The 15,056-nt window shown below is 73.4% G+C and carries 11 protein-coding genes; all 11 read right to left on the bottom strand.

Annotation, left to right across the window (positions count from 1 at the left end; translation table 11 throughout):
- Positions 1 to 140: 140 nt before the first annotated feature.
- Complete coding sequence (locus tag P5G50_RS07530) at positions 141 to 1,328, bottom strand: Rv2578c family radical SAM protein (protein WP_301211324.1); 1,188 nt, start codon at positions 1,326 to 1,328, stop codon at positions 141 to 143.
- Between the two features lie 31 nt (positions 1,329 to 1,359).
- Entirely contained in the window at positions 1,360 to 2,991 is a 1,632-nt protein-coding gene (locus P5G50_RS07525) for an ABC-F family ATP-binding cassette domain-containing protein (RefSeq protein WP_301211327.1), read from the bottom strand.
- A 225-nt stretch (positions 2,992 to 3,216) separates the two neighbouring features.
- Positions 3,217 to 4,707 carry a malate:quinone oxidoreductase gene (locus P5G50_RS07520; RefSeq protein ID WP_301211329.1) on the bottom strand — a complete coding sequence of 497 codons (1,491 nt, stop codon included), beginning with the start codon at positions 4,705 to 4,707 and terminating at the stop codon, positions 3,217 to 3,219.
- A 35-nt stretch (positions 4,708 to 4,742) separates the two neighbouring features.
- The gene (locus tag P5G50_RS07515; RefSeq protein WP_301211330.1) at positions 4,743 to 5,198 is read right to left on the bottom strand and encodes a DUF1801 domain-containing protein; all 456 of its coding nucleotides are present in this window, start codon (positions 5,196 to 5,198) and stop codon (positions 4,743 to 4,745) included.
- 40 nt (positions 5,199 to 5,238) lie between these two features.
- Positions 5,239 to 6,309 carry an aspartate-semialdehyde dehydrogenase gene (locus tag P5G50_RS07510; protein WP_301211332.1) on the bottom strand — a complete coding sequence of 357 codons (1,071 nt, stop codon included), beginning with the start codon at positions 6,307 to 6,309 and terminating at the stop codon, positions 5,239 to 5,241.
- A gap of 97 nt (positions 6,310 to 6,406) precedes the next feature.
- A complete protein-coding gene (locus P5G50_RS07505; protein WP_301211334.1) occupies positions 6,407 to 7,693 on the bottom strand; it encodes an aspartate kinase in 1,287 nt (428 codons plus the stop codon).
- A gap of 108 nt (positions 7,694 to 7,801) precedes the next feature.
- Positions 7,802 to 8,398, bottom strand: coding sequence for a recombination mediator RecR (gene recR, locus P5G50_RS07500; protein ID WP_301211336.1), 597 nt, complete (start codon positions 8,396 to 8,398; stop codon positions 7,802 to 7,804).
- A gap of 3 nt (positions 8,399 to 8,401) precedes the next feature.
- Entirely contained in the window at positions 8,402 to 11,038 is a 2,637-nt protein-coding gene (locus tag P5G50_RS07495) for a DNA polymerase III subunit gamma and tau (protein ID WP_301211338.1), read from the bottom strand.
- A gap of 58 nt (positions 11,039 to 11,096) precedes the next feature.
- Positions 11,097 to 12,350 carry an acyl-CoA thioesterase/BAAT N-terminal domain-containing protein gene (locus P5G50_RS07490; RefSeq protein WP_301211340.1) on the bottom strand — a complete coding sequence of 418 codons (1,254 nt, stop codon included), beginning with the start codon at positions 12,348 to 12,350 and terminating at the stop codon, positions 11,097 to 11,099.
- Positions 12,347 to 13,645 (bottom strand): acyl-CoA thioesterase/bile acid-CoA:amino acid N-acyltransferase family protein, encoded by a 1,299-nt coding sequence (locus tag P5G50_RS07485; RefSeq protein WP_301211342.1) that lies wholly within the window; start codon positions 13,643 to 13,645, stop codon positions 12,347 to 12,349. The genes P5G50_RS07490 and P5G50_RS07485 overlap by 4 nt, the downstream gene beginning before the upstream one ends.
- Positions 13,642 to 15,045: an acyl-CoA thioesterase/bile acid-CoA:amino acid N-acyltransferase family protein gene (locus tag P5G50_RS07480; RefSeq protein WP_301211344.1), complete on the bottom strand. Its 1,404-nt coding sequence runs from the start codon at positions 15,043 to 15,045 to the stop codon at positions 13,642 to 13,644. The genes P5G50_RS07485 and P5G50_RS07480 overlap by 4 nt, the downstream gene beginning before the upstream one ends.
- Positions 15,046 to 15,056 lie beyond the last annotated feature (11 nt).

Below are 15,056 nucleotides of genomic sequence, written 5' to 3'. Positions count from 1 at the left end.
CGAGGGCGTGGACGGGCCGGCGGCGCCGGCGGGACGCCGCCTCCGGGCGCCCCTGGGGATTATGGCACCGGCTCCGGTCGATGTGTACCCCGGGTATGGGGGGATGTACCCCGCGAGAACGACCGGCCGGGAGGGTGCCGTCAGAACAGCGTCGGCTGCACGCCGAGGTTCACGAGCGACGCGCCGATCAGCGCGGCCTCGTCGGGCGCCTCGTCGCCGCCGTTCGCACGGTTGGCGAGGACCCGGCGCTCCCCATCACCGTCGCGCAGCATCCCGAGGGCGGAGGCGCGCACCTCCGGGAACGCCTTCACGGCATCCGTCGACGCCGTCACACCCGCCGAGGACTTCACCCCGCCGGTCAGCGGGTCCTCCTCGCCGCGCTGCAGACCGTGCGCGCGGATCAGCGGCTTCATGCGCGCAGCCAGCCACTGCCGGTACTCCTTGGGCGCGTAGGTGCCGCGCCCGTACATCTGCCGGTACTTCGGCAGCAGATCGGGGTGCTCGCGGCCGAGCCAGAGGTAGTACCACTCCTTGACCCCCGGCTTGAGGTGGAGGGCGGTGTACAGCACCGAGGTCGCCCCGGCCTCCTTCGCCTGGCGCAGCGCCTCGTCGAGGTGGGCGCGCGTGTCGGTGAGGTACGGGAGGATCGGCATGAGGAACACCGAGCAGTCGAGCCCGTGCTCGCGCACCGCCGTGACCGTGGCGAGCCGTGCCTTCGTGGTGGGCGTACCCGGCTCGACCGACTGCTGCAGCTCGTCGTCGTAGACCGCGATCGACATGGCGAGGTCGACGGGCACGCGCTTCGCCGCCTCCGCCAGATGATCGAGGTCGCGCCGCAGCAGCGACCCCTTGGTGAGGATGCTGAACGGCGTGGCCGAGTCGGCCAGCGCGTCGATGATGCCCGGCATCAGCGCGTAGCGCCCCTCCGCCCGCTGGTACGGGTCGGTGTTGGTGCCGAGCGCGACCGGGTGCCGCGCCCAGCTGGGCTTTGCAAGCTCCTTGCGGAGCACCTCGGCGACGTTGACCTTGACGATGATCTCGTTGTCGAAGTCCTTGCCCTGGTCGAGTTCGAGGTAGGAGTGGGTCGGCCGGGCGAAGCAGTACACGCAGGCGTGCGAGCAGCCGCGGTACGGGTTGATCGTCCAGCCGAACGGCATCGGCCCTCCCCCGCCGGGGATCTTGTTGAGCGCCGACTTCGCGAGCACCTCGTGGAACGTGATGCCCGCGAAGTCGGGCGTGCGCACCGAGCGCACGAGGTTGTTGAGCCGCGCGAGCCCGGGCAATGTGGACGGCGCCTCGGCCGTCAGCTCCTGCCCGCTCCATCTCATGCAGCTATTCGAACATATGTTCGAAGAACCGTCAAGCGGCGCGCAGCGCCACCTCCTCCCCGCTCCACCTCGAGCGCAGCCAGCGGTCGTGGCTGGCGACGACGACCGCTCCCGGGTAGGCGCCCAGGGCCTCCTCGAGCTCGGTGGCGAGGTTCAGCGACAGGTGGTTGGTCGGCTCGTCGAGCAGGAACAGGTGCGGCGGCCGGGCGAGGATCAGCGCGAGCGCGAGGCGGCGCTGCTGGCCGACCGACAGCGCTCCCACCGGGCGGTCCAGGTCGCGGGGAGCGATCAGGCCGAGGGAGGTCAGCGGCACAGCCTCCGCCCTCCGCTCTCCGAGCGTCTCTGCGTAGATCCGCCGCGGGGACGCCGCGGGGTCCGGGAAGCGGACGTCCTGCTCCAGCAGCCCCACCCGCAGCCCGCGCCGCCGCTGGATGCTGCCGGCGGCCGGCTCCAGCCTCCCCGCCACCGCGGCGAGCAGCGTCGACTTGCCGGCGCCGTTCGCACCGGTGACGAGGAGACGCGACTGCGGCTCGACGGAGAACGCGTCGACCGCCAGCCGCCCTGGCACCCGCACGTCGCGGGCCTGCACCAGCAGTCCCGTCTCGTCGCCGAGCGGCTGGAAGCCGGACGGGATGCCCGCGAAGCTGAGCACGGCAGGCGGCTTGCGCACCTGGGTGCGCTCCAGCTCCTCGCGCCGCCCGGAGGCGTTCTTGATGCGCCTGCTGATCTGACGGTCGAGCGCGTTGCCCTTCACCGACTTCACGAACTTGTCGTTGTCGCGCACCTTGCCCGACCAGGCGATGGAGCGCGCAGTGACGTCGACGGCGTGCTGGAGCGCCCTCAGCTCGTCCTGCTCGTCGGCGAACTGCTTCTCCCAGCGCGCCCGCTCCGCCGCCTTCGCGGCCAGGTAGTCGCTGTAGCCTCCCCCGAAAACCGTCGTGCCGGAGCGCGCCGGGTCGAGGTCGAGCAGCCCGCTGGCGACCGCGTCGAGGAAGGCGCGGTCGTGGCTGGCGAACACGACGGGCCCGCTCCAGCCGAGCAGCTGCCGCTCGAGGAACGCGGCCGCCTGGTCGTCGAGGTGGTTCGTCGGCTCGTCGAGCAGCAGGGCGTCGGGGCGGGCGAGCAGCAGCGCGGCGAGCGCGAACCGCGACCGCTGGCCGCCGGACACCTCGCCGACGCGGCGGTCGAATGGGATCGCGCCGACGCCGAGGCCGGCGAGCAGCTCGTCGCGGCGCGCGTCGATGCTCCACACCTCCGCGCGCTCGGCAGCGGCCAGGGCGTCGTCATAACGGGTGGAGGCCCCGGTGGAGACTGTCGCGTCGTCCGCGAGCGCCGCCGCGGCCTCCTCCAGCTCCCGCTCGATGGCGCGCACCTCGGCGAGGGCGTCCTCGATCAGCGCGCCGAGGGTCTCCTCGGGCGCGAACCGGACCTCCTGCCAGAGGAAGCCGAGGCGCTGCGGCCGCGAGACGACGCCGGAGTCCGGGGTCTCGACGCCGGCGAGCACGCGCAGCAGGGTGGACTTGCCGACGCCGTTCTCGCCGATCAGACCCAGCCGGGTGCCGGGGCCGACCGTGAGCGAGACGTCGGTGAGCACGCGGCGGTCGCCGTACGACAGCGAGACGCCGTCGGCGCGCAGAGGGGAGAGAGTAGTGGTCGTGGGCATGAGAACCGCCTTCCGGGCGCTCCGGATGGAGCCGACTCCCGCCGGGCACATGCCGTCACCGAGCTGCGCTGGAGCGCTGTGAACGCGATGATCGCTCGAAGCGACCACGTCACTCGGGTCGACGGCGCCTCAGGCGCGGGACGAGTGGAGGTTCTCACTTCATAGCCCGACGACCATAACAGCCGGTCGCCGGGCCTGTCCAGCGGATCCTGCGATCCGGTGCGATTACTCGGTCAGCGCCTTCTGCGCCAGGCCGAGCGTGTCGGCGGTCTCGGCCAGCACGCGCCGCGCCTCCTCCGGCCGGTCGTTCAGCGTCGTACCCATGGTCGGGATCAGCCCCTTGAGCGTCGGCACCCAGCCGTCATAACGGTCGGGGAAGCAGCGCTTGAGCAGATCGAGCATGATCGGCACGGCGGTGGAGGCGCCTGGTGACGCGCCGAGCAGACCCGCGATCGAGCCGTCCTCCGCCGCGACGACCTCGGTGCCGAACTGCAGCACGCCGCCCTTCTTGGCGTCCTTCTTCATGACCTGGACGCGCTGGCCGGCGGTGATGAGCTCCCAGTCCTCGCTCTTCGCCGTCGGCATGAACTCCTGCAGCGCCCGGAGCTTCTTGGCGCGGTTGGCGAGCAGCTCGCCCACCAGGTACTTGATCAGGTCGAAGTTGTCGCGTGCGACCGCGAGCATCGGACCCAGGTTGCCCGCGCGCACGGAGCCCGGCAGGTCGAACCACGAGCCGGTCTTGAGGAACTTCGGGCTGAACCCGGCGTACGGGCCGAACAGCAGCGAGGTCTCGCCGTCGACGACGCGGGTGTCGAGGTGCGGGACGGACATCGGAGGCGCGCCGACGGCGGCCTTGCCATAAACCTTCGCCTGGTGCTGCGCGACGATCTTCGGGTTCGTGGTGCGGAGGAACTGGCCGGAGATCGGGAAGCCGCCGAAGCCGTTGATCTCGGGGATACCGGACTTCTGCAGCAGGTGCAGCGCGCCTCCACCCGCTCCGACGAACACGAACCGGGCCGTGACCTCGGACTGGTTCTTGCCGACCTCGTGCATGACCTTGAGCCGCCACAGGCCGTCCTTGGTGCGCTTGATGCTGCGCACCTGGTGGTTGAGCGCCAGCTCGGCGCCGCGCTCCACGAGGTTGTCGACGAGCGAGCGGGTCAGCGCGCCGAAGTCGACGTCGGTGCCCGACGTGGAGCGGGTGGCCGCGATGCGCTGCTTGGCGTTGCGCTTCTTGGTCAGCAGCGGGGTCCACTCGCCGATGACGGCCGGGTCCTCCGAGTACTCCATGTCCTCGAACAGCGGCTGCTCCTTGAGCGCCTCGAAGCGCTTGCGCAGGTAGCGGACGTTGTCGCGGCCGCGCACGAACGTCATGTGTGGGGTCGGGTTGATGAAGCTGTTCGGCTCCGGGAGGTCACCGGCGGCGACGAGGCTCGCCCAATACTGGCGGCTCAGCTGGAACTGCTCGTTGATGCTGATGGCCTTGGCCGGGTCGACGGACCCGTCGGAGGCCTCGGGCATGTAGTTCAGCTCGCAGAGGGCGGCGTGCCCGGTACCGGCGTTGTTCCAGGGGTTCGAGCTCTCCTGGGCGACGGCGCCCAGACGCTCGTAGATCCGGATGCTCCAGTCGGGCTGCACGCGCTGGATCAGCGACCCCAGCGTCGCGCTCATGATGCCGCCGCCGATCAGGACGACGTCGATGGGAGAAGTGCTCACCCGTCAATCCTAATCGGGGTGCGGGAGGGGTGTTCTCAGGCGGTCCCTCCTGCCCGGATCCGCTCGTGCACCGCGAGGAAGCGGTCGACGGGGAAGGCGGCGATCGTGCTCGCGATCAGTGGCAGATCGGCGTCCTCCGGGCGGCGCAGACGCAGGCAACTCTTGCCCATGTCGAGACGCCGGCCGCCGGCCTCCCAAGCGCGCCGGAACTCCTGCTCCTCGGCCGAGTCGCTGTAGAGGGCCATCAGGTACAGGGAGACGTAATTCTTCTGTGCGGCGATGCTCACGTAGGCGAGCGGCTGCCCGTTGTACGTGTCGGGGTACGTATCCAGGGGCACGACCCAGCCTGGCATGCGCCAGTGCAGGCCGAGGCGATAGCCGTCCGGCATGGCCGCGGCGACGGTGTCGAACACGGGCAGGAAGACCTCACGGTGGCGCTCCGGCACCGCCTCGATGTAGGCGGCGACCTCCGAGGGCACGGCGGCGGTCATGCGGTCAGGCTAGCGCGCCGTGCCCGGCAGGGCGACGGGGTCAGGCGTCGACGCGGGCGCTCAGGCGCTCGGCGACGAGCTCCGCGATCTGCACGGCGTTGAGGGCGGCGCCCTTGCGGAGGTTGTCGTTGCTCACGAACAGGGCGAGGCCGCGGCCCTCGGGGGCGCCCTCGTCCTGGCGGATGCGGCCGACGAAGCTCGGGTCCTTGCCTGCGGCCTCGAGCGGGGTCGGGACGTCGGTCAGCTGCACGCCCGGCGCGGACGCGAGCAGCTCCTGCGCGCGCTCCGGCGTGATCGGGCTCGCGAACTCGGCGTTGATCGACAGCGAGTGGCCGGTGAAGACGGGGACGCGCACGCAGGTGCCGCTGACCAGCAGCTCCGGCAGGCCGAGGATCTTGCGGCTCTCGTTGCGGAGCTTCTTCTCCTCGTCGGTCTCGTTGAAGCCGTCGTCGACGATCGAGCCGGCGAGCGGGATGACGTCGAACGCGATCGGGCGCACGTACTTCACCGGCTCGGGCAGCGCGACGGCCGAGCCGTCGTGCACGAGGTCGAGCAGGTGCTCGTCGGCGACCGCGGCGCGCGCCTGCGTGGCGAGCTCCTCGGCGCCCGCGAGGCCCGAGCCCGACACCGCCTGGTAGGTGCTGACGACGAGGCGCTGGAGGCCGGCCTCCTCGTGCAGGACCTTCAGCACCGGCATCGCGGCCATGGTGGTGCAGTTGGGGTTCGCGATGATGCCCTTCTTGGCCTCCGCGATGGCCTCCGGGTTCACCTCGGAGACGACCAGCGGGACCTCCGGGTCCATCCGCCAGCCGCTGGAGTTGTCGATGACGACGGCGCCCGCCTCGGCGAAGCGCGGGGCGTGCGCCTTCGAGCCGGTCGCGCCGGCGGAGAACAGCGCGATGTCGATGCCGGAGACGTCGGCGGTGGCGACGTCCTCGACGGTGATCTCCTCACCGCGGAACGGGAGGGTCGTGCCCGCCGAGCGGGAGGAGGCGAAGAAGCGGATGCTCTTCACCGGGAAGTCGCGCTCGTCGAGGAGGCGGCGCATCACGCCGCCGACCTGGCCGGTCGCGCCGACGACGGCGATGTTCAGTCCGGTGTTCTCGGTCATGGCTGGCCCCTTCGGGTCGAAAGTGTTGAGAGGTCGAACGGCGGCCGGGCGGCCGGAATTCCCGACGGGCGGGTCGGATGCCCGCGGGTGGAGGCGGCTAGCGTCCGGTGCCGGCGTAGACGACGGCTTTCTGGTCGCCGTCGAGCCCGAACGCGGTGTGCACGACGCGCGCGGCCTCGGCCACGGTGTCGGCGCGGGTCACGACCGAGATGCGGATCTCGCTGGTCGAGATCATCTCGATGTTGATGCCCGCGTCGTACAGCGCCTCGAAGAGCTTGGCCGACACGCCCGTGTTGGTGCGCATCCCGGCGCCGACCAGGGCGAGCTTGCCGATCTGGTCGTCGTACTGGAGGGACTGGTAGCCGACCTCGTCGCGCTCGGAGGTCAGGGCGGTCAGCACGCGCTGCCCCTCGGACTTCGGGAGGGTGAACGAGATGTCGGTGAGGCTGGTGGCGGCGGCCGACACGTTCTGCACGATCATGTCGACGTTGGCGTTGGCCTTCGCGACGATCTTGAAGATCTGCGCGGCCTTGCCCGGCACGTCGGGCACGCCGACGACGGTGATCTTGGCCTCGCTCAGGTCGGTGGCGACTCCGGAGATGATCGGCTCTTCCACGGTTCCATCCTTCTTCGCGGCCTCGGCCGCAGCTGCTTCGTTGAGGACGTACGTGCCCTCCCGGTTCGAGAACGAGGAGCGCACGTGCAGGGTCACGTTGTGGCGGCGGGCGTACTCCACCGCGCGGATGTGGAGCACCTTCGCGCCCGCGGCGGCGAGCTCCAGCATCTCTTCGCTGGTGATCCTGTCGATCTTGCGAGCGAGGGGCACCTGGCGCGGGTCGGAGGTGAAGACGCCGTCGACGTCGGTGTAGATCTCGCACACCTCGGCGCCGAGGGCGGCGGCGAGGGCGACGGCGGTGGTGTCGGAGCCGCCGCGGCCGAGCGTGGTGATGTCGCGGGTGTCGCGGCTGAAGCCCTGGAACCCGGCGACGATGGCGATGGCGCCCCCGGTGAGGGCGTCCTGGATGCGGCCCGGCGTCACGTCGACGATGCGGGCGGCGCCGTGCTGGGCGTCGGTGATCATGCCCGCCTGGCTGCCGGTGAAGGAGCGGGCGTCGTAGCCCATGCTCTTGATGGCCATCGCGAGGAGCGCCATGGAGATGCGCTCGCCCGCGGTGAGCAGCATGTCGAGCTCGCGGGGCTCGGGGATGGGCGTGACCTCGTGCGCCAGGTCGACCAGCTCGTCGGTCGTGTCGCCCATCGCCGAGACGGCCACGACGACCTCGTTGCCGGCCTTGCGGGTCTCGACGATGCGCTTCGCGACGCGCTTGATGCTCTCTGCGTCGGCGACGGACGAACCGCCGAACTTCTGCACGATCAGGGCCACTCGCACTCCTCGGTCACGGAACCCCCATCCTACCGGGCGCCCATATGCCGCCCCTTCCATGTGACGGCGGGGCCGTGGTGACGGGGCCGGGACGGCGGGAGGCGGAGGCTAGGAGACCTGCCGGCGTCCCTCGAACGCGCGCCCGAGCGTGACCTCGTCGGCGTACTCCAGGTCGCCGCCGACGGGCAGGCCGGAGGCGAGCCGGGTGACGCGGATCTCGAGCGTCGTGAGCAGACGGCTCAGGTAGGTGGCGGTCGCCTCCCCCTCGAGGTTGGGATCGGTCGCGATGATGACCTCCTGCACCGTGCCGTCGGCGAGGCGCTGCATCAGCTGGCGGATGCGGAGGTCGTCGGGGCCGACGCCGTCGATCGGGCTGATCGCGCCGCCGAGCACGTGGTAGAGGCCGCGGAACTCGCGGGTGCGCTCGATCGCGACGACGTCCTTCGCCTCCTCCACGACGCAGATCAGCGCGGGGTTGCGGCGCGGGTCGCGGCAGATGGAGCAGGTCGCCTGCTCGGAGACGTTGCCGCAGATCTCGCAGAAGCGGACCTTGTCACGCACCTCGAGCAGCACCTCGGCGAGCCGGGTGACGTCGAAGCTCTCGGTCTGGAGGATGTGGAACGCGATCCGCTGTGCCGACTTCGGCCCGATGCCGGGGAGGCGGCCGAGCTCGTCGATCAGCTCCTGGACGATGCCCTCGTACACGGCCTACCTCATCCCCGGGTTCTGCGGAGCCGGCTGCTCCTCGAGGAAGGTGGCGCCCAGGATCTCGCGCACCACCGCCTCGCCGTAGCGCTGCGGCTGCTGGAAGGTCGGCGTGCGGGCGCCCGCGGCGGAGGCGCTGCGCTGCGGGGCGGCGCTCGACGCGGGCGCGGTCGCAGCGGCAGGAGTCCCGGTGGTCCGGCTCGCAGGGGCGGCCGTCGCGTCGGCGGGCGCAGGAGCGTTGTCGACGCGCCAGTCGCCCGCGGGCTCCTCGGGGACCGGGGGCTCGAACGGCGGCTCCGTCTCCGGCGGTGGGACGTCGTCGTAGGGCGGGTCGTCGGCTGCCGGGGTGGAGGCGGGGGCGGGCGGAGCTGTTCGCGCCGCGGGAGCCGGAGGGGCGACCACTGCGGCGGCGACGGAGGCGGAGCCGTCGCGCTCGATGGTGGCGACGGCGGCCGGGGCGGGGGCGGCCTCCGCCGCGCTCGGGATCGCGACGACCGCCCACTCGGTCACCGGGCCGGAGGGCGTGGCCGGGGCCGAGACAGCCGCGGCTGCGGCGGCGGGAGGCGTGGAGCCAGCGGCGGCGGGCGCTGCGGAGACTGCGTCCGCGCGAGCGGAGGTGGTGGCCGTACGAGCGGAGGTGGTGGCGCGCGCTGCGTCCGCGGGCGCCGCGGCAGCAGGGGCTGCGGGAGCTGCGGCGGTCGTGGAGCGCGCTGGGGAAGGCTCCTCAGCTGCGGCGTCCGCCGCTCCCGGCCAGGTCTCGGCCTCGGGAGCGGACGGGGCGCCGCCGCCGGGGCGGGCGGCGCCGCCTCCGGCCGGGGAGCCGTCGGCGCGGGCGATGAACTTGACCCGGATGCCGAGCACGTCGACGATCGCCTGGCGCAGGAACTCGCTGACGCCCTGGGTGCCGGGGGCCTGCGGCTGGCGGAAGCTCTGCACGTCGTTGTCGCTCGGGAACGACAGGGTCAGCACGTCGCCGTTGAGAGAGCGCACCTGCGCGGTGAAGACGACCATCCAGGCGCTGCGCTTCGCGCGCTGGACCGCCTCGAGGATCTGCGGCCAGGCGTCCTTCACCTGCTGCGTCGTCACCGGGCCGACCGCGGCGGGCGCGGCGGCGGCATCCGCAGCGGGTGCAGAGGCAGCGGCCGGAGCCGGGGCGTCAGCGGGCGCCGACACCGCGGGCGCAGGCGCGGAGGGCGACGCAGCAGCAGGCGCAGCCGAGGCGGGCGCACCCGAAGCAGGCGCAGACGCGGCAGGCGCAGACGCGGCAGGCGCAGACGCGGCAGGCGATGCAGGAGCGGGCGCAGAGGCGGCAGGCGTAGCAGGAGCAGCAGCAGGCACCGACACAGCCGCCGACGCCGCCGGAGCCTCGGCCGCCTCGACGGCGACCACCGACTCCACCACGACCGGTTCCGGTCGCGCAGCAGGAGCAGCAGCGCGCGGCGCAGCGGCGGGCGCGGGCGCGCCCGCAGCGTCGCTCACGCCGACGCGGCGCTCCAGCCGTTCGACGCGGGCCAGCGCGCCGCGCTCGCTCTCGTCGGCCGACGGCACGAGGACGCGCGCGATCATGAGCTCCAGGTGGAGGCGCGGGGAGGTCGCCCCGGTCATCTCGGTGAGCGCGGCGTTGACGATGTCGGCGGAGCGGCTCAACTCGGCGGCGCCGAACTTCATGGCCTGCACGCCCATCCGGTCGAGCTCGTCCTGCGGCACGCCGCGGAGCACGGCCGCAGCGCCCTCGACGCTGGTCGCGGCGACGACGATGAGGTCGCGGAGACGCTCCAGCAGGTCTTCGACGAAGCGGCGCGGGTCCTGGCCGGTCTGGATGACCCGGTCGACCGCGGCGAAGGCGCCGGCGGCATCCCGCGCCGAGATCGCGTCGATCACGTCGTCGAGCAGGGCCGCGTGCGTGTAGCCGAGCAGCGCGACCGCGCGCTCGTACTCGATCGCGTCGCCCTCGGAGCCGGCCATGAGCTGGTCGAGCAGCGAGAGGGTGTCGCGCGGCGAGCCTCCACCGGCCCGCACCACCAGCGGCAGCACGCCGGGCGCGACGGTCATGCCCTCGCTGTCGCAGAGGCTCTGCACGTAGGCGAGCATCTGCGCAGGCGGCACGAGCCGGAACGGGTAGTGGTGGGTGCGCGAGCGGATGGTGCCGATGACCTTCTCGGGCTCGGTGGTCGCGAAGATGAACTTCACGTGCTCCGGCGGCTCCTCCACGATCTTCAGCAGGGCGTTGAAGCCCTGCGGCGTGACCATGTGCGCCTCGTCGAGGATGAAGATCTTGTAGCGGTCGCGGGCCGGGGCGAAGATCGCCCGCTCGCGGATGTCACGGGCGTCGTCGACGCCGTTGTGGCTCGCGGCATCGATCTCGACCACGTCGAGCGAGCCGGCGCCGTCGCGGCTGAGCTCGATGCATGAGGAGCATTTGCCGCACGGAGTGTCCGTGGGGCCCTCCGCGCAGTTGAGGCAGCGGGCCAGGATGCGGGCGGAGGTGGTCTTGCCGCAGCCGCGCGGACCCGAGAACAGGTAGGCGTGGTTCACCCGGTCGGAGCGGAGCGCCGTCATCAGCGGCTCGGTCACCTGCGACTGTCCGATCATGTCGGCGAAGGTGTCGGGCCGGTAGCGGCGATAGAGAGCGGTTACCACCCACACATGCTACTTGCCGCCGCCGACATCCGCCCGGGCGGGAGCGCGGCGATCGCTCTCAGCGCGAAAGGCTCGACGGAGCGGAGAGCGCGGACTCCACGGCCCCCCAGAAGGCGACCCGCGCGTCCTCCGTCGCCTGGGCGTGCGGAGCGGGAGGCAGCAGCAGCGGCGAGTACGGGGGCAGGTAGAAGTAGTGCGTGGCGCCCGGCGCCCGCAGGTACACGTCGAAGCTCTCCGGCGGCCGGATCTTCGCGGCCGCGTCGAGCCAGGCGCAGCCCGTCTCCAGCTGCTCGTCCGCCCCGGCGCAGCCGAGCACGACCGGCCCCGGGATGCGCCCGAGGTCGAGCACCGCCGCGGGCGACGGCTCGCGCGTTCCGCTCACGCAAGGCACCCACGATCCGCCGACGGTGACGGCGGGCGACGGGACGGGCGACGGGCAGACCAGCCCGGTCGTCCCTCCCGGTGCGATGGCCCCGTAGACCGTGCCGGGGAAGGCGACGGCGGACCACAGCGCGAGCTGCGCCCCGCGCGAGGTGCCGAACACGAAGATGCGCTGGTCGTCGACGCCGGGCTGCGAGCGCAGCCAGGCGACCGCCGAGAGCAGCCGCTCGGCCGTGAAGACCCGGCGCGGGTCGAGCTGCCCGGCGGGCCCGAACGTCGAGAGCGCGAGGGCCGGATAGCCCATCGCCGACAGTGTGGAGGCCGCGAGCACGCCCGTCTGCGCGCCAGGGTCGGTGCCGTCGAGCACGAGCACGCCCGGCCGCAGCGCCTCCCCCGACGCGACGGGGCGGAAGTAGTCGCCGCTGATCCCGGCGTCGAACACCGCGCGCGACGGAGCGGCGGCGGCCAGCCCGACCCGCTGCACCCGGGTCTCGGCCACCCTCCTGCCCGCGATCGCCGCGCGGAGGTCGACGGACTGGGTGCTGATGCCCCAGCCCTCGTCGGCCGTGGCCGCGGCACCGGCTGCGCTGCGCAGCGACCAGAACAGCCCCATCCCGTCGACCCCGGTGAACGGCGCCTCGAGCGGCGCCTCCTTGTCGAGGTCCACGACGCCGGTGGCCGGGACGGCGTAGACGGCGCGGGAGGTCCACAGCCGGCCGACGGCAGCAGTGATCGTGACGCGCTCGCCCGGCGGCAGGGCGACCAGGCGCAGGTGCACCGCCTCCCACGCCGGGCTCGGGTTCTGCGCGACCTGGAAGCGCGGGCCCGTGCCCGTGCGCGCGGGTGCGCACCCGGCCAGCACCGGGAGGAGCAGCACCACGGCGAGCGCGGCGACGACCCGCAGCACGCGCGCGAGCGCCCGCCCGGTCACCGCCGCGCCTCCTGCTCCAGCGTGCCGATCACGGCGGCCCAGAAGGTGCGCCTCCCCTGCTCCGTCGCCTGGGCGGTGGCGGGAGGGAGGTCGTCGAGCCCGATCGGCAGGAGCGGCGCGGTGACCACGTCGTGAGCGGCCCCGTGTGTGCGCATGACCACGTCGCCGACGCGCCGGCCGCGTGCGGTGTGCACGGCGTCCGCCCATTCGCAGGTGGACGGCAGCGTCTCGTCGGCGAGGCCGCAGGCCAGCACCACCGGGCCGCTGATGAGCCGGACCGGTGGGAGCGCGGTGTCGGCGACGGCGCGCGTGCCGTCCTCGCACGGGACCGGCTCGCCGTGGTCGGTCAGCGTCGGCGAGCCTCCCCTCGCCGCGCACAGCAGCGCCGTCGGGCCGCCCGCCGCGATGGCGCCGCGCACCCGGTCGGGGCGGTGGGAGGCGAACCAGAGCGCCATGCCGGAGGCCGCCCCTGTGCCGTAGACGAGGACGCGGTCCTGGTCGACCAGGCGGCGGCCGGCGAACCAGCTCAGCGCCGCGTCGAACGCCTCGACGGACAGCGCTGCCGAGCCCGGCAGCTGTCCGGGCGGGCCGAAGGCGGGCAGCACGAACACGGGGAACCCGGCGGCGGCGATCACCCGCGCCGCGAACACCGCCGACGCACCGCCCTCGTCGCCGTCGATGAGCAGCACACCCGGCCGCGGGCTGCCGCTCGGCAGCGGGAACGGCACCACCACCCAGCCGGCGGTCGCGGCCGACGGCGTGCCGGTGGCGTCGGGCGGCACCCCCTCCGGCACCAGCTCCGACGGCTCGACGAAGCGCTGCGCGGTGACCTCGGCGAGGCCCTGGCGGCGCAGCGTCGTGGTGGCGACCCTCCTGCCGCCCTGATCGGCCGCGACGACCACATCGACGCCGCCGTACGCCCACGCCCGCTCCAGCTCGTCCTGGCTGGTGGGCGGACCGGACATGCTCCAGAGCGGCCCGCCGGGGTCGGCGCCCGCGTAGGCGCCGAGGGCGGGCTGCTGCGCCGCGAGCGACACCGTGCCGTCGGGCGGGACCGGGAAGACGCTCCGCGAACGCCAGGTGCCGGCGGAGGTCCGCGCCGTGGCGGTGAGCACGACCGGCTCCCCCGGTCGCAGGCCCTGGAGCGTGATGCCGACCTCGCTCGTGACGGTCGTGCCGAACTCGCGCACGACGAGGTGCGGCCCTCCCGCCGTCGGAACGCCGCAGCCGGCGAGCATCACCGCGCAGACCGCGGTGGCGACCAGCGCCGCGAGCCGAGCCGGCCTCCTGCTCACGATCGCGCCGCCCTCAGCACGACCCGGCCGACGGCGTCCCAGAAGGCGATCCGCGCCTGCTCGGTGGGCTGCGCGAGCGCGCCCTCCGGGAGGGCGATCGGCAGCCCGGGCGGGACGGTGATCGCGTGCGCCGCGTCGGCGACCAGGCTGGTAGAGCCGTTCGCCGACACCCGGCCCGTCGCCAGCGCCTGCTGCCAGGAGCACGCCTCCGGCAGCACCTCGTCGTGCTCGGCGCACGCCAGCACGACCGCGCCAGGCACGTGATCGAGCCGGAACATCGACGCGGGCGTCACCGGCGCCGGCGCCACGCGGCACGGCCAGTCGGTCCCCTGCTCCACCACCGGCGACGCGCCGGAGGGCGTGCACACCAGCGCGGGAACGCCTCCGGCTGCGAAGACGCCCTCGAACCGCGACCCGAACCGGTTGGCCGCCCACAGCGCGAGCTGCTCGGAGGCGCCGGTGCCGTAGACGAACAGCTTGCGCGGGTCGACGTCGGCGCGCTGCCCGAGCCAGTCGAGCACGGCGTCCACCGTGCCCGCGTCCACCACGCTCGAGAGCAGCACGCCGTCGCCGTCGCCGGTGACCGGCAGCACGAACACCGAGGCCCCCAGCTGCGCGAGCACGGGCGCCACGAAGGAGCCGGAGGCGCCAGGCGACGTGTCGTCGAACATCAGCACCGCCGGGGTGACCGGGCGCTCCAGCGTGGCCGCTCCCCAGTAGCGGCCGATGGGCTGGTCCTCGTGCGTCTGCCGCGGGAGGACCGGCGGCGTGGAGCCCGGCGATCCGGGTGCCGCGTCGCCCCCATCCGCCTGCACCTCCGCCGCCACGAGGTCGCGCGTGTAGACCGTGCGGGGGCGGAGGTCCGCCGCGAGCCCCTGCAGCCGGAACGTCCGCTCCGCCACCACCCGGTCGCCGGCGGAGGCGGTCAGGCGCACGGGAAGCGTCTCGCGCATCCACTGCCGGGCGAGGTCCCTGCCGCTGAGCTCGGGGCCGCGCAGCGACCAGTACAGGCCGATGGAGTCCGGCTCGCGGAACGGCGCCAGCTGCGGCCGCGCCGTGGCGAGGTCGAGCGTCCCGTTGGCGGGGACCGTGTAGGTCGCGGACGAGCCCCACGTCCCGCGGTCGGTCGTCACGGACGCGGAGAGGCGGAGTCTGCTCCCCGGCTCCGCGCCGACGAGCTGCAGCGGGACGGGCCACAGCACCGAGCTGTACCGGATGAGCGGTGGAGTGACGAAGCGGGGCCCGAAGCCGCCGGAGTCGGTCGGTGCGCAGCCCGCGAGCGCCGTCAGGCCGAGGGCGACGGCGACCGCCACGACCAGGCGGACGAGCCGCGCGCGCCGCGGCCGGCCCCCGCGGGGCGGCCTCCGCCGCTCCGCTCCTCCGCCGCTCCCTCGCCGCATCGTCGCCGTCT

It is taken from the genome of Leifsonia williamsii, from assembly GCF_030433685.1.
Classification (GTDB): Bacteria; Actinomycetota; Actinomycetes; order Actinomycetales; family Microbacteriaceae; genus Leifsonia; species Leifsonia williamsii.
This window is presented reverse-complemented; position numbering and strand designations above follow the sequence as displayed.

Coding starts and splice junctions, on each gene's coding strand:
- P5G50_RS07530 (WP_301211324.1), bottom strand. CDS start 1,328: ATGAGATGGAGCGGGCAGGAGCTGACGGCCGAGGCGCCGTCCACATTG.
- P5G50_RS07525 (WP_301211327.1), bottom strand. CDS start 2,991: ATGCCCACGACCACTACTCTCTCCCCTCTGCGCGCCGACGGCGTCTCG.
- P5G50_RS07515 (WP_301211330.1), bottom strand. CDS start 5,198: ATGACCGCCGCCGTGCCCTCGGAGGTCGCCGCCTACATCGAGGCGGTG.
- P5G50_RS07510 (WP_301211332.1), bottom strand. CDS start 6,309: ATGACCGAGAACACCGGACTGAACATCGCCGTCGTCGGCGCGACCGGC.
- P5G50_RS07480 (WP_301211344.1), bottom strand. CDS start 15,045: ATGCGGCGAGGGAGCGGCGGAGGAGCGGAGCGGCGGAGGCCGCCCCGC.